The following is an 18939-nucleotide window of genomic DNA, read 5'->3' on the forward strand; positions in this document are numbered from 1 at the left end:
TGACAGGCATAATACGGGGCAGCCTACGGATTTACCGTTGGCTGCCCCGTTTTCCTTTTAGAAGAGTGTGAAAGTGCCCGACATGAAGAAATTCTCCAAATCCGGCCTGAGCGCCGCCCTGCTGGCCGCACTGACCTGGCTGCCACTGCAAGCCCACGCCGGCCTTTTCGACGACGATGAAGCGCGCCGCGCCCTGCTCGACCTGCGCACCAAGGTAGAAGCCATGCGCGCCGAACTGAATACCCGCCTCGATACCAAATCCGACAAATCCAGCACGCTCGACCTGGTCAGCCAGAACGAGATGACGCTGCAGGAAGTGGCCAAGCTGCGTGGCCAGATCGAGGTGCTGGCGAATGAACTGGCGAATACCCAGAAGCGCCAGAAAGACTTTTACGTCGATCTCGACAACCGCCTGCGCAAGCTGGAACCGCGTGAAGTAGTGATTGACGGCAAATCCAGCCAGGTCGATCCGGCGGAGCAGAAAAATTACGAAGCCGCCATGCTCATCTTCAAGTCGGGCGACTACAAAGCGGCCGGCAATGCCTTCACCGACTTCGTCGCGCGCTTCCCTAACTCCAGCTACGCCGCCAGTGCACAGTATTACCTGGGCAGCTCTTACTATGCCCAGCGCGACTGCAAGAGCGCGATCAATGCCCAGTTGCTGGTTCTGAAAAACTATCAGGACAGCCCGAAAGCCCCCGATGCGATGCTGAATATCGCTAGCTGCCAGATCGAGCTCAAGGACAAAGCTGCCAAGAAAACTTTGCAGGATCTGATCAAGAACTATCCTGACTCGCCCGCCGCCGCCGCCGCAAAAGATCGCCTGAACGGTAAATAATTACCGCGGGGCATTTGACAGAACAGTTAAATTGCCCCATAATCTTGCTTCTTCGGGGGTCGTTAGCTCAGCTGGTAGAGCAGCGGACTTTTAATCCGTTGGTCGCAGGTTCGAATCCCGCACGGCCTACCACCGAAGCCCTTGGGTCGTTAGCTCAGCTGGTAGAGCAGCGGACTTTTAATCCGTTGGTCGCAGGTTCGAATCCCGCACGGCCTACCAAGATTCATCAAAAAAGCCTACAAGCTTCGGTTTGTGGGCTTTTTTGTTTGTCCCCGCTCTCTGCTTGCTCGGAAAATATCGCACCCTCCTCTGGACAGGTATGCGACCAAGCCCATCCGGCGCAAACAACAAGCACTATAATAACTACTCAAGCCACGACCGAAGTAAACGGGCCACAAAAATCGCGCAGCACCTTTTAAAGGCGGCAAACGATGAAAATCCTGAAGAATGCCTTGCTCGGCTGTTTCGTCCTCATCCTGGTTGCATGTGGTGGCACGTCGACGCCGCCCAGCGCCGCCAAAATTGCCGGCGCAATGCGCTCCGGTGGCCCGATCATTGCCGGTGACAGCTACAACGACGTCGTCCAGCAAATCTATGTTGCCTACTTCGGCCGGCCAGCAGATGCGGGCGGCCTCACATACTATGAAAATACCCTGGTCAATGCGGCGGCGCCCACCACGCTGCAAGGCTTGCTCGGCGCCTACTATAGCAACGCGGCCGTCAAGGCCGTGGTCGACTCGTTTGGCACCAGCGCCGAATCCGCAGCCTTGTACAACGGTAACACCAGCGCTTTCGTCACGGCCATCTACCAGTACACGTTCAACCGCCCGCCCGATGCCGCAGGTCTGAATTACTGGTCCAATCTGATCGACAGCGGTGCCGTCACCCGCGGTAATGCGGCCCTCTCGATCATGGCGGGCGCCCAGAGTACGGATGCAACCATCGTGGCGAACAAGACGCGCGCGGCCAGCAATTTCACCGTCGCGCTCGATTCCAGCCTCAAGCAAGCGAGCTACAGTGGCCTGGCCGCCAACGTCGTGGCGCGTACCATGCTCAGCCAGGTCAATGAATCCACCAACCAGACAGCCTTTCTCAATACTATCAATCAGACGATAGACAAACTGGTCACCAACTACACGACGCCGCCACCAAGCGTGAGCAACTATTCGCCATCCACGGCAACGGCCGGCTACCCGACCACTTTCACTTTCACCGGCAGCAACTTGGTGGCAGGCATGAGTTTCAGCCTGAATGGCTGCTACTCGGCCTACGAAGTCTATGGCGGCACTAGCACGCAGCGCCAGTTCAACTGCGTGCCTCAAAATCCCGGCACCTATTCCGGCACACTGCGCAGCTCGGCCAACGGCAGCGTTCTCGGCACGTTTACCGTGACGGTGTATGCGCCCCAGCCTGGCACTAGCGGTGGCGACTACAGCACCAGCTTCTCGATCGGCGAAAGTAGCGAAGCATCGTTTGTCCTGACCGGTGCCAACCCGCGGCACCTGAGTACCAGCGACACGTTCACCATTACCAGTACGGAAACGGTGTGGGCCTTCACGGCGGCCCAATACGCCGTCAATATCTATGCCTTGGACGCCACCAATGCCCAGCTCTTCCTCAACGGCCAGGCCTTCCAGGGCTATCTGCTGTGCGGCACCCAGGGCTCGACCGGCATGTGCTTCCCGACCCTGCCAGCGGGAAAATATTGGATAGGTACCGTGCCCAACCAGACCATCTTTTCCAGCTATTCCAATCCGGTCTATCATGAGGTCTCGACCAACCACAAGCTGTCGCGCTGGTACCAGAATGACAGCGTAGGCATGTATGCCGGAGGCAACCCCGGCGCGTGGAAATCTCAGGGCTTCACCATACCCTCGAATGCCGTGCGCGCTTATATCGAAACGGAAGGTTATGGCGGAAAATTTGTCGTCATGACGCCGGCCCAGTACAACAGTTTTGCCGCAGCCTATCCGAATGGCTTCTTCAGCGGCAGCTATTCCTACATATACGCGTGCGGTGAAACCAGCGGTAACCCTGATATTGAAATCGAATGCGAGCTCAAGTTACCTGCGGGCTCCTACTATCTGGTCTGGTTCAACGACACCCGCGGCTGGGCCGGAAGCGCGGCCAATATTGCTTTCTACCTGCCACAATAAACCCGCCCCCCCCCCACCAAGAAGTTCCGCACAAACAGCCGAGATGCACTCGCCCTGCTCGCCGAGGCCACAGGCCACGGCGAGGCTGCGCACCGCCTGGCGTAGGGGTACAGCCACCGCTGCCGCCTAAAGAACTGCTCGCTTGCCGATAGCATGCTAAAATTTTGACAACATAATCCATTAGACCATTTTGCATTGGCTGCCTCGGGAGAATAACGATGTCGAACAAGTTTGCGATCATGCTCATGCCGCTCATACTCAGCGCTTGCGGCAGCGGTGAACCGCCCGCGCCAGCTCAAGCACGCACGGCCATGCAGGCACGTCTGGCGCCAAGCGCGGCCGTTGCCAGCGCCGACTTTACGCAAATTGTGCAGATGGTTTATGTGGGCTATTTCGGTCGGCCCGCCGATCCAGCCGGGCTGGCCTTTTACGCCCAACTGTATGCCAGCAATGGGGCGCCCAGCAGCTTCCGCACGTTCAGCGACAGCTATGCCAGCAACCCAGTGGTCCGCCTGGCCATCGATACGCTCGCCAACAGTCAGGAATCGCGCGAACTCTATCCGGGCAATAGTGACGTCTTTATCACCGCCATCTACCGCAATCTGTTTAATCGGACGCCCGACAGTGCCGGCCTGCAATACTGGACGCAATTGCTCGATGCGGGCACCATCACGCGCGGCGGCGCCGCCCTGGCCATCATGGCAGGCGCCGTTTCGTCCGACCTGGAGATCATCGACAACAAGACCGTGCTGGCCACCTCGTTCACGGCTACGCTCAACACCCCCGCCCGCATTGCCACGTATAACGGCATGTCCGCCAATATTGAAGTGCGCGACGCGCTGCAAAAAGTCGCCACGCGTAAAGACGCGCTGACGCAGTCCCAGGTGCTGGAAGAACTGGTTCGGGCTCGGCTGGCCGCCGCGCCGCCGGCGGGCGCGCCCGCTGCGCCCATCATCGGCACTGCACTGGCCGGCGATGGCCTGGCTATCCTGCCTTTTACAGCGCCAGCCGCGGGCGCACAGCTAGTCATGAACTATAACGCGATCTGCATAGGCGACGGCAGCGTCAAATGGAGCGCCGCCCTGACCAGCCCCGCCATCATCACCGGGCTGCCGAACGGCGTGCCGCATACCTGCGCGATTCAGGCCAGCAATAGCGCTGGCACAGGCCCGGTTTCCACCAGCGTGACGATTACCCCTGCCGCAACGGCCTCGCTCTGGAGCGCGCCCAGCAATCTGCGCGCAACAGGCCTCGCGACCAGTAGCGCAGGCCGTGCCTTCCTCGAGTTCACGCCGCCGCCGCGCGTGGACAACGCCTTGCCAGCCGGCTATCTTGCCAGTTGCAGCAGCAACGGCGAACTGCGCTATGGCTATGGCGACAGCGCGCGGATAGTGGTCGAAGGCTTGCGCAACAGTACGCAATACCGCTGCGCCGTCCGGGCGCTCGGCCCCGGCATGGGCCCCGAGTCGGCCAGCGTCCCGGTCGACATTCCGGCCGCCAACAACAACACCATCCGCTTTGTCTACGCAATTCCTGCCGACCGCAGCTACAACCCGAGCTGGTTCCGCGCAATCCAGGCAGCGGCGCCCGATCTGCAACAATGGTACAAATCCCAGCTTGGTGGCGCGAGCTTTACTGTCGCAGCGATCGAGCCGCAAATCTGTATGCTGCCGAGTCCATCCAGTGCCTATTTCAGCACCAATACCTGGAATACCGTCAGCAATGACCTGCGCACCTATTGCGGCCTGGACTACAGCCGCAGCGATATCGACTGGATCGTCTACGCCGATGTACTGCATGACGTGAACACGCCGGGCCGTCTCGGCGCCGGCACCAGCGGCCTGGCCATGCTGCCGCGCCAGGACCTCGAAGGCCTGGGCGGCGCCCCTTGCACAGTCTCGGATGAAGGCGTCACTTACTGCTTCCCGCAGACCCGCTGGCTGGGAGGCGCTGTGCATGAAATCGCGCACACGCTGGGCGTGCCCCATCCGGCCGGCTGCGACAGCGGACTGCCGGCCTGTGATAGCCAGGCCGCCAATTCGATTATGTGGGCCGGTTACACCAACTATCCCAACAGCTATTTCGTTGCCGAATCAAAAGCCAGCTTGCTGAACTCTCGTTTCATACGCTGACCAGCAGCACTATTCACACGGACAGCGTCTCCCGTGCCGCCTGCCGGATGGCTTGTGCGGCCGGATGGCTGATGCGCCGCTCGGGCGTAATGGCATAGACTTGCTCGCGCAAGCTGGGAATGCTGCCGAGTAGCTGCACGTCGTACTGGGCGCAAATGGTGGCGGCTATCGCAGCCGGTGCAAAGAACAGCCCGGCACCGGCCTGGCCGAAGGCCTTCAGCATGGCGCTATCGTCAAACTCGCCTATCACATGCGGGCGCGCCACATGCCGGTGCAACCACTGCAGCAGGCGCGCGTGCACGGCGAAATCTTCCCCCGGTAGCAGCAATGGCGCCCCACTTAGGCAGGCGGGAAAAGTCCCTTGTAACTGATGCGCCAGCGCTGGCGCGCCAAACACGCCGAGCTCGCTCTCGCCGAGCAAATGGTTATAGCCGCGTACGCTCAAATGACTAGGCATGGCGCGGTCAGCAATGATCAGATCCAGCTTGTGTACGGCCATATCCGCCAGCAGGGCTGCCAGCCTGCCTTCACGGCAGATCAGGCGGGTCGCTTGTGGCAGCGCCAGCGCGGGTGCCACCAGCCGGCAAGCCACCGCCTTCGACACGGCATCCGCGACGCCGACGCGAAAGATGCTTAGCTGTGGCGTAGTCTGGTCCTTGACCACGGCCAGCAAGGCGTCGCCTGCACTGAACACATCGTCGGCATGGCGCAGCACGCGCTGGCCCGTCTCGGTCAGCTCTAGCCTGCGCCCGACGCGCTGAAACAGCTCGACCCCAAGCGTTGCAGCAAATTCGCTGAGCTGTCCCGAAATCGACTGCGGCGTCAGATGCAGCTCTCTGGCCGCCTTGGCGATACTGCCGCAGCGCGCCACCATCCAGAAATAACGCAGGTGCTTGTAGTTGAGTGCCGCCATGACCATCCTTTCTATACATCGGATTATTCGATGATTTGTGAAAGTATATTCGAATTGTACGAATGGTTGAGTGTCCCTATTATGAGTTCTGTCATTCACTACGAAAGGAAATGATCATGAACATCGCGATTCAATCCAGCGGTCTGGTCCTGACAGAGAGCTTGCGTGCCTATGTGCACCGTCGCCTGCAAACGGCGCTGGGCTGGGCGCTGACGCGCCGGATGGCTGTCTGGCTGTCGGACATCAACGGTCCCCGTGGCGGGCGCGACAAGCGCTGCAAGATTCAGATCAGCCTCGATCATGGCAAGACCATCATCATCGAGGACACCGAGCAAGACATGTACGCCGCCATCGACCTCGCCGCCGAGCGTGCCGACCGCGCCCTGGTCCGCCAGATGGCGAAAAACCGCGCCTACACCCACGACAAGGGCAACACGCTGGCGGCGCCAGCCCCGGAATCCGCGACCACGGACCCGCTCTGACCCAGCCATCTTTAAGGGAGCATAAGCCATGACGGGAACGGAACACATCGGCAGCACGGCCCTCTGGGCTGGCTTCGTCGCTTTCGTGCTGCTGATGCTGGCCGTCGACCTGTGGGTCTTCGGCGGCAACAAGTCGGAGAAAGTGACGGCACGCGCAGCAGGCGCCTGGTCGCTGGGCTGGTTCAGCCTCGCGCTAGCGTTTAATGGCGGCCTGTGGTGGTATCTGCAGCGCAGCGTGGGCGCCGAGATCGCCGAGCAGAAGTCGCTCGAGTTCCTGTCTGGCTACCTGATAGAAAAAGCCCTGTCGGTCGATAACATCTTCATCTTCCTGCTGATCTTCTCGGCCTTCCAGGTCAAGCCCGAGTACCAGCGCCGTGTGCTGATCTACGGCGTGCTGGGCGCGATCATCATGCGCGCCATCATGATACTGGCCGGTGCCTGGGTGGTGAGCGAGTTCAGTTGGGTGCTGTATCTGTTCGGCGCTTTCCTGCTGTACACGGGCGTGAAGATGTTCCGGGCCGTAGATCACCAGCCCGACGTACGCAACAACCCCGTACTGCGCTTTGCCCGCCGCTATCTGCCCGTAGCGGAAGGCGAGCATGGCGAGAAGTTCGTCATCTGGAAAGACGGCAAACGCTATGTCACGCCGCTGCTGCTGGTGCTGATCCTGATCGAAGCCACGGATCTGGTGTTTGCCGTCGATTCCATCCCGGCCATCTTCGCCATCACCTCGGATCCCTTCATCGTGTTCACTTCGAACATGTTCGCGATTCTGGGTTTGCGCGCGCTGTACTTCCTGCTGGCCGACATCGCCGGGCGCTTCCACCTGCTCAAGTATGGCCTCGCACTGGTGCTGTGCTTCATCGGCCTGAAGATGCTGCTACTGCCTTGGCTGCACATACCGGTACACATCTCGCTGTCGGTCGTCGCTGGGCTGATCGCCAGCAGCGTGCTTGCCAGCCTGTACTTAACACGTAACAACTGACCTTAGCAATTTTCTCAAGGAGTACTGCAATGCGACATTACGAAACTGATAGCGCCAGCGCCGCTGGCCGTATTTTGGCCCTGTGCATGGTGGTGGATGGCAATCTCGCGCCCGCCGAACTGCGTGCACTGCAGCGCACGCGCCTGCTGGAATTCATCGATATCGACATCGATACCTTCCACGACCTGTTGAGCGACCTGTGCCACGACATGCTGAGCACTTCCGTCAAGCATGAGCATGTGGTGCTCGATATCGCCACCATCGATGCGCTGCTGGGCGAGATCCGTGCTCCCGAATTGCGCCGCGAACTGCTGCGTGCCATGTGGATTATCGCCGATGCCGATGGCGTGCTGGCTGATGCCGAGGCCAGACTGCTGGCGCGCGCCTGCACGGTCTGGTCGGCCGAGTCGCGCTTCGTCAAGCAAGAAGCGCAGGAACTCGCGCAAGACTGATGCTGCAACGACGGCCTGCGCGGACAAAATGTTAGAATGCCGCCTCACCGGTGCGCGCTACCCAGCCGCCCATCGACACCCGCGCAGGCCCACGAAAGCACAACATGAGAAAAACCGATCTGGCCAAATACGACGCCAAGAAACTGATGAATAAAATGACCGTTCCGGGTACGGAATTCGGCAAGGCTGTCGTTACGATCGACAAGCGCGAACAGCGCCGTCTCGATCAGGCTGCAGGTCTGGTGCCGTTTGCCACCAAGCTCAATTCGGAACTGGTGGCACAGTTGCACGCGCTGGCCAAAGAACAGGGTAGCGACGTGAGTACGGTAGTCACCACGCTGCTGCAAAAAGCCCTCGCAGCCTGAAGCTGGCGCGGCGCCGATCTGCCCTAAGCCGGCCGCAACCAGCACGCCCGTGGAACTCGATCATATTTTTCTGCGTACATCAGCCGGTGCGCCCGAAGCCGCGCTGCTGCTTGAGCTCGGCCTGACAGAAGGCAGCGCCAACCAGCATGCGGGGCAAGGCACGGCCAACCGCCGCTTCTTTTTCCACAATGCGTTTCTGGAACTGCTGTGGATCCAGCATGCGGCCGACGTCAACAATGCCGTCACCCGCCCCACCCAACTGGCGCAACGGCTGGCCGCCGAACCGACGGCCTCGCCGTTCGGTCTGTGCTTCCGTCCATCGGATACTGACGCGACGCCACCATTCCCTAGCTGGCCCTACCGCCCCGCCTATCTGCCCAGCGGCATGCAGGTCGATATTGCCAGTCACACGCCTTTGCACGAACCCATGTGGTTCTACCTTGCACAGGCCGTGCCGCCAGCACAGGCAGCGGCAGCACGGCGTCAGCCACTGCAGCATGCGCTTGGGGTAGATGCGATTAGTGCCGTCACCCTTACGGTTCCCGGTACCGAACACTGGTCCGCAGCGGCGCTGGCGGCCCGCGCCTGCACAGGCCTGAGCTTGCAGCGCGGCAGCGCCCATTTGCTGGAGCTCACTTTTGATCAGGGCCGGCAGGGCCGCTCGGTCGATCTGCGCCCCAGCCTGCCTCTGCTACTGCATCTCTAGCTGGGCGACAAAATCTGGCTACCCGCCGAATCGATGGTAGATGCTGTCAGGCGGTAGCCGAGCGTGCGCCGAGCTGGAGGCCGGTCGCCTCCATCAGGCGGCCCAGCGGCAGTTCCACCCAGCGGTGGAACACGGCACCCGCCATCAGGCTCAGCCCCCAGGCTGCCAGCATGCCCAGCGCCTGTGCCAGCGGCTCGGCCGGCGCAAAGCGGGTAAAGGCAGCGTTGACCAACAGACAGACTGGAAAGTGGATCAGGAACACCGCGTAGGAAATCTTGCCCATGCCATGGATGGCGGTCCAGAAATGGCCGCGTGCCGGCACCTTGATGCGGCCGCACACCATCAGCAGCACGGCCACCAGCAGCGCCAGCGCAATGCGGCTGCGGAAATCCACCAGCAAGGCCACCAGCGCAGGCAGCAGCGCCATCAGCACCAACACGGCCACCGCCAGCGGCTTGCGGCGCGCATCGCTGCCCCACCAGGCCAGCAGGCCCAGACCATAGCTGCCGAAGAAATACGGCGCCCAGTTATCCCAGTCCGGGTCGAGATTAAAATGCAGCAGCGACAGCGTGACGCCGAGCGCCATCAGGATGGGCACCAGCCAGCCCAGCCGGCGTGCGCCCGTGCTACGCCCTACCAGCCACAGCACCAGTACCACCGAGCTATACAGCTGGAAATCGATGGCCACATACCATGCGCCGGCCGACAGCGAGGGATAGCCGAGCACACTATGCAGCAGCAGTGCATGGGCGCTGAGCTGGCTCAGCGTGGCAGGTTCCGAGATCGAGTGGTGGCTCATCCACTGCGCGGCAAAATAGGTGGCCGCTGCGGCAAACAGGGTGGCGACGAAGAATGGCGGGGCCAGCTTGGCGTAGCGGCGCCAGATGGCCGACAGCGGCTCTATGGTGCCAGCATGGCCGGACGGTGCCAGCGACTTGGCCACCAGAAAACCGCTAATGACCAGGAATACCTGCACGGCAATGCGCGCATCACCACTGAGGAAGGAGAACAGTTCCGGCCACAGGATGCGCGCGTGATCCGACATCGGGCCGTAAAACGCCAGATGGTGCAGCACGATTAGCTGCGCTGCGCCTGCTTTCAACAGATTGATCAAACCAAATTGCGGCGGCGTCGCTACATGCGCCGCAGAATTTTCCCGTGCTACAACCGTCATTCACTTCCTCGAACTCGCCGTACAAACAAAGGGACAAAACGAAAGGCCGATATGATAGCCGACCTTGCCCCTTCGTGGCGCACTGCTGGCCCCGCCAGCCATGAAAAACGCGACATTATTCGGGCAATGGCCGCTTCGGCCTAACGATAGCCTAACGACGGAAGCGCTTGGGCTGCCGCTTGCGTGCCGCCGAGTTCTGTTCATGCAGCAGCGAGTCCACCCGGTCCGAAGCCTGCCGCGACAATTGCTGGGCCAGCTCCGTATCAGGGAAGTGTTCCGGCTGGCGGTAGGCCAGCCAGGCATAGGCCGAATACAGCCGGCAGGCATCTTCCACTTCCTGCAGCGACATATAGTGCAGCGGCACCTGCACCGCCTTCAGCTCGGTGACTTTTTTCGCTGCCAGTGCAGTCGCCCAGTGTTCCCACGCGCGCTGCAGCGACGGTACCTTGCTCGATATTGGCACCAGCGACAAAGCAAACTTTTCCGCCACCGACAAATCCAGCGTATCGAGCCAGGCAGCGCGCTCGAACTGTTCCTCGGTAATGCGCGGATAGAAGAAGCCATCCGGCACGTCGATGTTGTGGACGAAGCGCTTGAGCAGCTTGGCCAGCGACTGTTCCAGCGTCACCGAGGAAATCCGGTGCAAATGTTCCAGCGTGGGCGCCACGGCAAAACCGTTGGTCTTGATCGGCACGGGCTTTTCCTTCAGCAGCGAACGCATCACGTTATGCGTCTCGTTGTCGTAACCGGCCACCAGCCCTTCCTCGTGCACCCCATAGCGCCCTGCCCGTCCGGCGATCTGGCGCGCCAGTGCAGCCGGAATCTCTTCTTCCTCGTAACCGTTGTACTTCACCGTGGTGGTCATCACGATACGGGCGATCGGCATGTTCAGGCCCATGGCGATCGCATCCGTGCCCACCACCACATCAGCCGCGCCTTCACGGAAACGCTGGGCCTGGGCACGCCGCACTTCGGGCGACAGGTTGCCATACACAGTGGCCACGGACAGCCCCAGCTCCGTCACCATATCGCGCCACATCAGCACTTCACGGCGCGAGAAGCAGATGACCGCGTCACCACGGCGCAGATTGCCAAGCTTGCGCACGGCCGTCGGCTCCATGCTGAGCGGCCCTTTGCGTTTGAGAATGTGTACTTCCAGCTCGCATTCGAGGCGCGCCGCCAGCGCTTCGATCGCGCGGCGCGCTTCCGGTGCGCCCACCAGATACACGGTATGGGCCGGCGCACCGCACACGGCCGCCGTCCACGCTGCGCCGCGGTCGCGGTCAGCCAGCATCTGGATTTCGTCGATTACGACCACATCCACTTCGGTGCGGGTGTCGAGCATTTCCACCGTGCTGGCCACGTGGGTCGCACCCGGCACCAGCCGGCGCTCCTCGCCCGTCACCAGACTCACGGCCAGCGGCTTGCCGCGCGCCTGCATGCCTTGCAAGCGCTCATAATTTTCCAGCGCCAGCAGGCGCAGCGGCGCCAGATACACGCCGCTAGGCGCCTTGGCCAGCGCTTCGATGGCCATATGGGTTTTGCCGGAATTGGTAGGCCCCAGCACGGCGATGAAGCGCCGCTTGATGCGGCGCGCCACGTCAAAGGTGGCCGGATACTCGGCCAGATTGATGCTCTGGCGCGTACGCTCGGCATGCTGCTCTTCCATCTCGCGCTCGACCGCATGTTCGAGCCGCTGGCGCAGCCGGTCGAACACGATGGCGGCCGGTTCGGCTAGCTGCATGCTGGCCAGCGCATCGAGGAAAGGCGCAGCATCAATGTCGCAGTCGGCACAGGCTTCGGCAATTTCCACCACGAAGGCCGCCACTTCGGCCTGCAAGGCGTCGGCCGCTGCGGCGCTCGCGCGTTCGCGCAACGTGGCACTGCGCGTGGCCACATCCATCTTGCGCCACTTCGAGGCTTTGGCCAGCACGCCGTAAGCGGGCACCAGATCGTAGGCCACATTCTGCCCGGCATATGCCACGTTCCCGCTAAAGCGCAGGAACACCCGGCCCTCCTGGCGCGCCAGCTGCACGCCTTGGGCCGTCAGGTCAAGCTGGCGCATCAGCTCATCGTCTTCCAGTTGTTCAGGATCGACTGCAGGGACGGCGGACGGGCGGGAGGTGGAGGACATGATGGACAGTTTCAACAAATTCTAAACAAGGGACGGAATTTTAGCAGGTGGTGCTAGTTGGTGAGGAAGCCACACTCGGTCGGCTGGGCACCTGGGCGTTGATCGATTTCATCGTCCTTATTCTCGGCAATTTCGCTGATAGCGACGACCTGAAAATCAAGGGCGACTGATCGCCCAGCCCTGCGGCCTTTGTATTTCACAGGATTTCTGGCACCATAAGCCGGTTTACACCGGTTTCCTGCCAGAAGTCCCCCATGCCTTATTCCATAGCTGCCCCCGTCCACAGCGAGCTGATCATCAAGAAAAGCCGCTTCATCGCCTGCGTCCAGCCCATGACTGACCGCGCCGCCGCGCAAAAAGTCGTGGCCGAGCTGTGGGCCCAGCATCCGGGTGCCGTACATGTGTGCTGGGCACTGCTGGCAGGCGGCCAGTCGGCGGCCGTCGATGACGGCGAACCGAGTGGCACTGCCGGCCGCCCCATGCTCGATGTGCTGCGCCATCAGGATCTGGAAGGCGTACAAGCCACGGTCGTGCGTTATTTCGGCGGGATCAAGCTGGGCGCGGGCGGCCTGGTGCGGGCCTACACGGATAGCGTGGCACAGGCCCTGCTCAAGGCCGAGAAAGTGGCCATCATCAAGCTGCAGCATCTGCGCTGCTGCGCGCCGTATGCGATGGAAGGCATGGTGCGGCGTGAAATCGAACTGGCCGGCGCTACACTGGCACAAGTGTCGCATAGCGATCAGGTGCAGTTCGAGTTCCACCTACCCGATACGGCAGCACCGGCACTGGTCAGCCGCCTCAACGAAGCCGGCCATGGTCGGCTGCACTGGCTGGCCGACGAAGACCTGTAAGCGCCGTTTACTTGACGCGCTTCACCCGTGGCGCCGTGCTAGCGCCTTCGATGTCCATATAGATCACCCCCAGCATGCCTTTTTCCAGCCGTACTTTGGGATTGACCAGGTCGAGGTTGGCTTGGCTGTCATCGGCGATCATCCACACCTGACCATTGGCCAGACGGATGCGCTGCTTGGGCACCCAGCCGTCGAATTCGCCGACGATGGACGTTTCAATGAATTCCAGCTTGGCTGCCGGGCTGTTGTGTTCGTTGCCGAAGCCGCGCTCGAGGTCGGCCTTGGTGGGTGCATAGGACGGGGCTGCCGAGGCAACGATAGCTGGCGCTCCTGGCGCCGCGGCGCTAGCTGGGCCACCTAGCGGAATGGCGTCATAGCAGCTCAGGCGTGCCGGCCCATCCGTCAACTGGCGGCAGCGCAGCATGGCCGCATCGTCGGCCATGGCCGCACCCGAGACAAACAACAGAACCCACAGTGATTTCATTGCAGCACTTTCAAAGTGTAGAAGGTGCCACGATTATATAGTCGAAACCGCCAGCCGTGCCTAGGCACGGGCCAGCGCCAGCACGGGCCGTGCCCGCCTTTCGGCAACTACCTGCACGGCCTGCTGATCGAGCCGGAAGATGCTGACCATCTGCTCCAGCCGCGCGGCCTGCTGCTTGAGCGCATCGGCCGCCGCCGCAGCCTCCTCCACCAGCGCCGCATTCTGCTGCGTCACCACATCCATTTCCGTCACGGCCTGATTGATCTGCTCGATACCGGCGCTCTGCTGCGCGCCTGCGGAGGAAATTTCGCCCATGATGCTGGTGACCCGGGCAACGCTATCCACCACTTCCGTCATCGTCACGCCGGCCTGCTCTACCAGCTTGCTACCCGTATCGACGCGCTCCACCGAATCACCGATCAGCTCCTTGATTTCCTTGGCCGCAGCAGCCGAGCGGTGCGCCAGCGTGCGCACTTCGCTGGCCACCACGGCAAAGCCGCGTCCCTGCTCACCTGCGCGGGCCGCTTCTACGGCCGCATTCAGTGCCAGAATATTGGTCTGGAACGCGATCCCGTCGATGACGCTGATGATGTCGACGATCTTGCGCGAAGACTCATTGATGGCGCCCATGGTTTCTACCACCTGGCCCACCACGGAACCACCTTGCAGCGCCACGGCCGAGGCCGACTTGGCCAGCTCATTGGCATGCTGGGCATTGTCGTTATTGTGCTGGACGGCGGCCGTCAACTGCTCCATGGCGGAAGCAGTTTCCTCCAGCGCGCCGGCCTGCTCTTCCGTGCGGTTCGACAGGTCCTGATTGCCATGGGCTATTTCGCTGGTGGCTTCCGCTATCGCGACTGTGCCGCCGCGCACTTCCGCCACGATCTTGTACAACGATGCGCGCATGCTCTCCAGCGCGTGCAGCATGCTGTGTTCATCGCCCTGCTTGATACGGATGTGCACCGTCAGATCGCCAGCCGCAATGCGGTTGGCCACTTTTACCGCAAAGGCCGGTTCGCCGCCTAGCTGGCGCAGCAGCGAACGACTGATCAGCAAGGCCGCGCCGGCACCGGCCAGCAAGGCCAGCACGCTCAGTACCAGCATCAATTGGCGCGCCCGCGCATAGAAGGCCTCGGCGTCCGCTGCATCTTCGACATTATTCTTTTTCTGCACAGCGATATATTCATCCATCGCATCCTGCCAGTGCTGCACGGCGGGCCCGGCTTCCTTGAGCAGCACATCCAGTGCTTCAGCGTCCTGATTGGCGCGCGCCAGCGTCACGACTTTGTCCGTCAGCGGCATGCTCTGCTTGGCCGCTGTCGCGATAGTCTGACGCAAGGCATTTTCGCCCGCATCGGCGCCCAGCGCTTCCAGCGCATCATGCGCCTTGTTGTAACTGTCCTGCGCATGGTGCAGCTTGCCCAGTTCGGCCTCTATGGCGGCCGCCTCCGTCAACAGCACCACCGCATTGCTGACGCGGGCAATCACGTGCACGGCTTCCGACATGTCCTGCACCTGCGCCGTCTTGGCGACATTGCCATGCAAAATCTCTTCGAGCTTGGCATGGATCATGCTCATTCCGTACAGGCCGACGCCTGCTATGAGTAGCAGCAAGGCCAGCACCAACCCGAAACCGCCACCCAGGCGGGTACTCACGCGCATGTGATCGATCGACATAAAACCGCCCTTTCGTGAACGACACCCAACATTTCATGCATGGAAAACCTGTTAAACAGCTACTTCCTGTCTCAATAATTTCCATGGAAAAACTTTCAGTTACGAAGTTAGCTGATTCGACGGGCTTTGTATATGGATATAGCGAAAAATTCGACCGCAAGGCCGCAGAATGCCTCGCGTCTGTCGAATTAGAGACGCTACAATGCCGCCCAAACAGCTTTAATTTAAATTCAATCTGCTCTTTTCAGCAAGCCTGACATCAGAAGCGAACCCCTATGACTCTCAATGTGCTTTTCAATCTGCTGGCCGCCATCGCCGTGCTGGCGCTTCTATATGTCCAGCAACGCCATACTTCGTCCTTTTCGGTGCGCGTATTCACCGGCATGGGGCTGGGCGTGCTGCTTGGTGCAGTGCTGCAGGCCATCTATGGCGCCAGCCACGCCGACTTGCTAACCACCGGCAACTATCTCGACATCGTCGGTAGCGGCTATGTCAAATTGCTGCAGATGGTGATCGTGCCGCTAATCATGGTCTCCATCATCGGCGCCATCCTCAAGCTCAAGGGCATCGATGCACTGGGCAAGATCAGCGCGCTGACCATAGGCACGCTGATGGCTACCACGCTGGTGGCCGCCTGCCTCGGCATACTGATGGCCAAGCTGTTCGGCCTGACGGCCGTGGGCCTGACTGCTTCAGCGGCCGATATTGCACGCGGCGTCTACCTGCAAGGCAAACTGGAAGCGGCGCAGGCGATCTCCCTGCCCAGCATGCTGCTCAGCTTCATCCCAGCCAATCCCTTCCTCGACATGACGGGCGCGCGCAAAACGTCCACCATCGCCGTCGTGGTGTTCTCCGTCTTCATCGGCGTCGCCGCCAGCGGCATCCACAGCGAGAAGCCGGCCCTGTACGCCAGCTTCGAACATTTCATCCAGGTAGCCCATGCACTGGTGATGAAACTGGTGCGCATGGTGCTGCGCCTCACGCCCTACGGCGTGTTTGCCCTGATGGCACAGGTGGTCTCCACTTCCAGCTATACCGACATCCTGCACCTGATCGACTTCGTGCTGGCCTCCTACAGCGCCATCCTGCTGATGTTCGGCGTGCATCTGGTACTGGTGGCGGCGGCCGGCCTGAACCCGCTGCGCTATGTGAAAAAAATCCTGCCGCTGCTGACCTTTGCGTTCACTTCGCGCAGCAGCGCAGGTGCCATCCCCATGAGTGTACAGACCCAGACGCTGCGGCTGGGCACGCCGGAGGGCATCGCCAACTTTGCCGCCTCGTTCGGCGCCACCATAGGCCAGAACGGCTGCGCCGGCATCTATCCGGCCATGCTGGCCGTGATGATCGCCCCCACGGTGGGCATCGATCCCTACACGCTCAGCTTTATCGCCCCGCTGCTGTCCATCATCACCATCGGTTCGGTCGGCATAGCCGGCGTTGGCGGCGGCGCCACGTTTGCCGCCCTGATCGTGCTCTCGAGCATGAATCTGCCGGTGGCACTGGCCGGCCTGCTGATCTCGATCGAACCGCTGATCGACATGGGCCGCACGGCCCTCAATGTCAGCGGCTCGGTGGCGGCCGGCACGCTGACCAGCCGCCTGCTGGGCGAAACTGACCAGCAAGTGTTCAACAGCGACGCCGACCTGCCCGTCGATCAGGAAGCTTCAGCAGCCTGAAGGGAACCCGATGGCATTCAGGTGGTCTAACGGATTCCTCTTAATGAAAGGAATCGTTATGACCACCTCCCCCCATACTCCGCGCCTGCTTCTCGTAACTGTACTGGCCGTGGCGGCCTTGGCAGCCTGCAATAAACGTCCGGTCGACCAGCCGCCCACACCTACCGTCGCACCGGAACCGGCTACGCCCGCCCCTGCAACACCGGCCACCACGCCGGACACCATGCCCCCCGGCAGCACCAACCCGGCCAATCCCAACGCCAACCCGAGCGCACCAGCGCCTGCCAGCGCCCCGCCCCCTGTCACCCGCCAGTAACTAGCCCGCTTTTTCCGGACGAAAAAAAGGGCCCGAGGGCCCTTTTTTGCTCGCTGCGAAAGACAGGCTTAGAACTTGTAGTTGTAAGCCAGACCGATCAGCGACAGGTGAGTCTGGTAGGTACCACGCGTGGTTTCGCCGTTACCCGTGCAGGTGGTCATCAGCGGATTGCACTTGTTGGTGTAGTTGATGTTCGCATCCTTGAAGTTCAGGTAGCTGTAGGCCAGATCGATGGACGCATTGTTGGCCACTTTCCAGTTAGCACCGAACGAGTACTGGATACGCGTGCTGTCTGGCAGTGCCGGATGGGTCAGCTCAGCGTTCTTGACTGGCGATTCGTCATACGCCACGCCAGCGCGCAGGGTCAGCTTTTCGTTGTAGGCATAGTTGCCGCCCAGCGAAACGCGGATGGTGTTTTTCCACTGCTGACGGATCACTTCCGCGCCTTCGGTGGTGCCTGGGAACTGGATGTCCAGATCGCCCAGACGGTTGTGGCGCACGAAGGTGATGTCTGCCATACCCGCCAGTTTCGAATCGAACTGGTGGAATACATTGGCCGACAGGGTTTCCGGGGTACGCAGTTCAACCAGCGCAGCCGAGTTGACTTTATGCGAAGCGGCCGACAGCACGCCGTTCACCACTGGATCAGCCGTCACTTTGGAGAAGTCCCAAACGGTGCTGCCACGCAGTTTGTGCACGATGGACGAACGGTAAGCCAGGCCGAAGCGGGTGTTCTGATCCAGCGTGAACATATAGCCCAGATTGAAGCCCCAGCCCCAGTCTTTGCCATCGTTGGAGCCGTGGGCATCGCCAGCCGTGCGCAGCAGCGCTGGGTTACCGCCCAGTGCAGCGATCTGCTTGGCCAGCGCCGCGCCTTGAGCCGCGCCAGCGCCGGTCGACAGGGCAACGATGGAGCCCGGTACGTCTACTGCCTGGCCCAGTTCGGCTTTCATGAATTCAGCGTCGATACCGAAACCGAAGGCGTGCTGTTCATTCAGCTTGAACGACGCCGATGGATTCAGGGTCAGCGCTTGCAGTTTCACGTCGGTCAGTGCATAACGGCCGGTCCAGGTGTTGCCGTAGGAGATTTTCGTTCCGTAAGGCACGAAGGAACCCAGGCCAACGCTCCACTGGTCGTTGAGCTTTTTGCTCAGGTAGAACGATGGTGCCATCACGGCCGTCGGCACGTAGTCATCGGCTGCGGTGCCACCGGTAGGCTGGCCCGTGAAACGGGTCGAGCCGGCATCGGTAAAGGTCGAGTGCGGCACCACCACGGTTGCGCCTACGCTCATCTGCATGCCATCCAGACGCGACAGACCGGCCGGGTTGGCGAAGATGGTGGTGGCATCATTGGCTTCGGCGCCATTCGCATCGGCCGTGCCTTGCGCGGCCACGCTTTGCGAACCGAAACGGTAGCCGGACGCTTGCGCGCCAACCGACATCACGCCCAGGGCGACAGCAATCATCAGAGGGAGGGTTTTGTGTTGCATGGTAGTCTCACTTTATGTGGGGCGCAGCGCGCCGGGTTCTTCTGGTCTCAGCATCGCAAAAAGTGCAGAGAGGCCAGCAGCATACTACACTTATAAAACAAACCAAAA

At 61.2% G+C, this 18939-nt stretch carries 18 protein-coding genes and 2 tRNA genes; 14 read left to right on the forward strand and 6 right to left on the reverse strand.

From position 1 onward, the window contains the following. The first annotated feature begins 82 nt into the window (after positions 1 to 82). The 5 genes from ybgF (at position 83) to GM655_RS20515 (ending at position 5126) form a co-directional block, all read left to right on the forward strand. Positions 83 to 838, forward strand: coding sequence for a tol-pal system protein YbgF (ybgF, locus tag GM655_RS20495; protein WP_155436533.1), 756 nt, complete (start codon positions 83 to 85; stop codon positions 836 to 838). Positions 839 to 894: 56 nt separating this feature from the next. After that, positions 895 to 970, forward strand: a tRNA-Lys gene (locus tag GM655_RS20500). Between the two features lie 11 nt (positions 971 to 981). Beyond that, positions 982 to 1057: transfer RNA gene (locus GM655_RS20505), tRNA-Lys, on the forward strand. A 212-nt stretch (positions 1058 to 1269) separates the two neighbouring features. After that, positions 1270 to 2994 (forward strand): DUF4214 domain-containing protein, encoded by a 1725-nt coding sequence (locus GM655_RS20510; RefSeq protein WP_155436534.1) that lies wholly within the window; start codon positions 1270 to 1272, stop codon positions 2992 to 2994. 218 nt (positions 2995 to 3212) lie between these two features. Then, positions 3213 to 5126: a DUF4214 domain-containing protein gene (locus tag GM655_RS20515; RefSeq protein ID WP_155436535.1), complete on the forward strand. Its 1914-nt coding sequence runs from the start codon at positions 3213 to 3215 to the stop codon at positions 5124 to 5126. A gap of 13 nt (positions 5127 to 5139) precedes the next feature. Here GM655_RS20515 and nhaR read toward each other — a convergent pair whose 3' ends face one another. Continuing rightward, the gene (gene nhaR, locus GM655_RS20520) at positions 5140 to 6039 is read right to left on the reverse strand and encodes a transcriptional activator NhaR (protein WP_155436536.1); all 900 of its coding nucleotides are present in this window, start codon (positions 6037 to 6039) and stop codon (positions 5140 to 5142) included. A gap of 116 nt (positions 6040 to 6155) precedes the next feature. Between nhaR and GM655_RS20525 the strand changes: the two genes are divergently transcribed. The 5 genes from GM655_RS20525 (at position 6156) to GM655_RS20545 (ending at position 9029) form a co-directional block, all read left to right on the forward strand. Then, on the forward strand, positions 6156 to 6521 hold the full coding sequence (locus tag GM655_RS20525; protein ID WP_155436537.1) for an HPF/RaiA family ribosome-associated protein: 366 nt from the start codon (positions 6156 to 6158) through the stop codon (positions 6519 to 6521). Positions 6522 to 6549: 28 nt separating this feature from the next. Then, positions 6550 to 7506: a TerC family protein gene (locus GM655_RS20530; protein ID WP_155436538.1), complete on the forward strand. Its 957-nt coding sequence runs from the start codon at positions 6550 to 6552 to the stop codon at positions 7504 to 7506. A gap of 29 nt (positions 7507 to 7535) precedes the next feature. Beyond that, a complete protein-coding gene (locus tag GM655_RS20535; protein WP_155436539.1) occupies positions 7536 to 7958 on the forward strand; it encodes a TerB family tellurite resistance protein in 423 nt (140 codons plus the stop codon). A gap of 104 nt (positions 7959 to 8062) precedes the next feature. Further along, positions 8063 to 8323: a hypothetical protein gene (locus tag GM655_RS20540; protein WP_155436540.1), complete on the forward strand. Its 261-nt coding sequence runs from the start codon at positions 8063 to 8065 to the stop codon at positions 8321 to 8323. Between the two features lie 49 nt (positions 8324 to 8372). Beyond that, positions 8373 to 9029, forward strand: coding sequence for a VOC family protein (locus GM655_RS20545; protein WP_371866909.1), 657 nt, complete (start codon positions 8373 to 8375; stop codon positions 9027 to 9029). 46 nt (positions 9030 to 9075) lie between these two features. Here GM655_RS20545 and GM655_RS20550 read toward each other — a convergent pair whose 3' ends face one another. Together GM655_RS20550 and GM655_RS20555 are read right to left on the reverse strand one after the other, a co-directional pair. Continuing rightward, the gene (locus GM655_RS20550; protein WP_308807419.1) at positions 9076 to 10143 is read right to left on the reverse strand and encodes an acyltransferase family protein; all 1068 of its coding nucleotides are present in this window, start codon (positions 10141 to 10143) and stop codon (positions 9076 to 9078) included. Between the two features lie 211 nt (positions 10144 to 10354). Beyond that, positions 10355 to 12337 carry a helicase-related protein gene (locus GM655_RS20555; protein WP_155436542.1) on the reverse strand — a complete coding sequence of 661 codons (1983 nt, stop codon included), beginning with the start codon at positions 12335 to 12337 and terminating at the stop codon, positions 10355 to 10357. A 47-nt stretch (positions 12338 to 12384) separates the two neighbouring features. Here GM655_RS20555 and GM655_RS23200 point away from each other — a divergent pair, with 47 nt between their 5' ends. Both GM655_RS23200 and GM655_RS20560 read left to right on the forward strand, forming a co-directional pair. Next, the gene (locus GM655_RS23200; protein WP_267874318.1) at positions 12385 to 12507 is read left to right on the forward strand and encodes a hypothetical protein; all 123 of its coding nucleotides are present in this window, start codon (positions 12385 to 12387) and stop codon (positions 12505 to 12507) included. 84 nt (positions 12508 to 12591) lie between these two features. Further along, positions 12592 to 13188 carry an IMPACT family protein gene (locus GM655_RS20560; RefSeq protein WP_155436543.1) on the forward strand — a complete coding sequence of 199 codons (597 nt, stop codon included), beginning with the start codon at positions 12592 to 12594 and terminating at the stop codon, positions 13186 to 13188. A gap of 7 nt (positions 13189 to 13195) precedes the next feature. On the opposite strand, the gene GM655_RS20565 is transcribed toward GM655_RS20560, so the two are convergent. Next, entirely contained in the window at positions 13196 to 13672 is a 477-nt protein-coding gene (locus GM655_RS20565) for a hypothetical protein (RefSeq protein ID WP_155436544.1), read from the reverse strand. Positions 13673 to 13732: 60 nt separating this feature from the next. Further along, positions 13733 to 15349 (reverse strand): methyl-accepting chemotaxis protein, encoded by a 1617-nt coding sequence (locus GM655_RS20570; RefSeq protein ID WP_229632669.1) that lies wholly within the window; start codon positions 15347 to 15349, stop codon positions 13733 to 13735. Positions 15350 to 15624: 275 nt separating this feature from the next. Here GM655_RS20570 and GM655_RS20575 point away from each other — a divergent pair, with 275 nt between their 5' ends. Further along, entirely contained in the window at positions 15625 to 17025 is a 1401-nt protein-coding gene (locus GM655_RS20575; protein ID WP_155436545.1) for an L-cystine transporter, read from the forward strand. A 58-nt stretch (positions 17026 to 17083) separates the two neighbouring features. Further along, the gene (locus tag GM655_RS20580; protein ID WP_155436546.1) at positions 17084 to 17341 is read left to right on the forward strand and encodes a hypothetical protein; all 258 of its coding nucleotides are present in this window, start codon (positions 17084 to 17086) and stop codon (positions 17339 to 17341) included. A gap of 68 nt (positions 17342 to 17409) precedes the next feature. Here the strand turns inward: GM655_RS20580 and GM655_RS20585 are convergent, their stop codons facing one another. Then, on the reverse strand, positions 17410 to 18831 hold the full coding sequence (locus tag GM655_RS20585; RefSeq protein WP_155436547.1) for an OmpP1/FadL family transporter: 1422 nt from the start codon (positions 18829 to 18831) through the stop codon (positions 17410 to 17412). Positions 18832 to 18939: the final 108 nt, after the last annotated feature.

The sequence above is a fragment of the Pseudoduganella danionis genome (genome assembly GCF_009720775.1).
Lineage (GTDB): Bacteria > Pseudomonadota > Gammaproteobacteria > Burkholderiales > Burkholderiaceae_D > Rugamonas > Rugamonas danionis.

Bases quoted from the DNA above. Each gene is read 5' to 3' on its own strand.
- ybgF (WP_155436533.1), top strand. From the start codon at position 83: ATGAAGAAATTCTCCAAATCCGGCCTGAGCGCCGCCCTGCTGGCCGCA.
- GM655_RS20510 (WP_155436534.1), top strand. From the start codon at position 1,270: ATGAAAATCCTGAAGAATGCCTTGCTCGGCTGTTTCGTCCTCATCCTG.
- GM655_RS20515 (WP_155436535.1), top strand. From the start codon at position 3,213: ATGTCGAACAAGTTTGCGATCATGCTCATGCCGCTCATACTCAGCGCT.
- nhaR (WP_155436536.1), bottom strand. From the start codon at position 6,039: ATGGCGGCACTCAACTACAAGCACCTGCGTTATTTCTGGATGGTGGCG.
- GM655_RS20525 (WP_155436537.1), top strand. From the start codon at position 6,156: ATGAACATCGCGATTCAATCCAGCGGTCTGGTCCTGACAGAGAGCTTG.
- GM655_RS20530 (WP_155436538.1), top strand. From the start codon at position 6,550: ATGACGGGAACGGAACACATCGGCAGCACGGCCCTCTGGGCTGGCTTC.
- GM655_RS20535 (WP_155436539.1), top strand. From the start codon at position 7,536: ATGCGACATTACGAAACTGATAGCGCCAGCGCCGCTGGCCGTATTTTG.
- GM655_RS20540 (WP_155436540.1), top strand. From the start codon at position 8,063: ATGAGAAAAACCGATCTGGCCAAATACGACGCCAAGAAACTGATGAAT.
- GM655_RS20555 (WP_155436542.1), bottom strand. From the start codon at position 12,337: ATGTCCTCCACCTCCCGCCCGTCCGCCGTCCCTGCAGTCGATCCTGAA.
- GM655_RS20560 (WP_155436543.1), top strand. From the start codon at position 12,592: ATGCCTTATTCCATAGCTGCCCCCGTCCACAGCGAGCTGATCATCAAG.
- GM655_RS20565 (WP_155436544.1), bottom strand. From the start codon at position 13,672: ATGAAATCACTGTGGGTTCTGTTGTTTGTCTCGGGTGCGGCCATGGCC.
- GM655_RS20570 (WP_229632669.1), bottom strand. From the start codon at position 15,349: ATGTCGATCGATCACATGCGCGTGAGTACCCGCCTGGGTGGCGGTTTC.
- GM655_RS20575 (WP_155436545.1), top strand. From the start codon at position 15,625: ATGACTCTCAATGTGCTTTTCAATCTGCTGGCCGCCATCGCCGTGCTG.
- GM655_RS20580 (WP_155436546.1), top strand. From the start codon at position 17,084: ATGACCACCTCCCCCCATACTCCGCGCCTGCTTCTCGTAACTGTACTG.
- GM655_RS20585 (WP_155436547.1), bottom strand. From the start codon at position 18,831: ATGCAACACAAAACCCTCCCTCTGATGATTGCTGTCGCCCTGGGCGTG.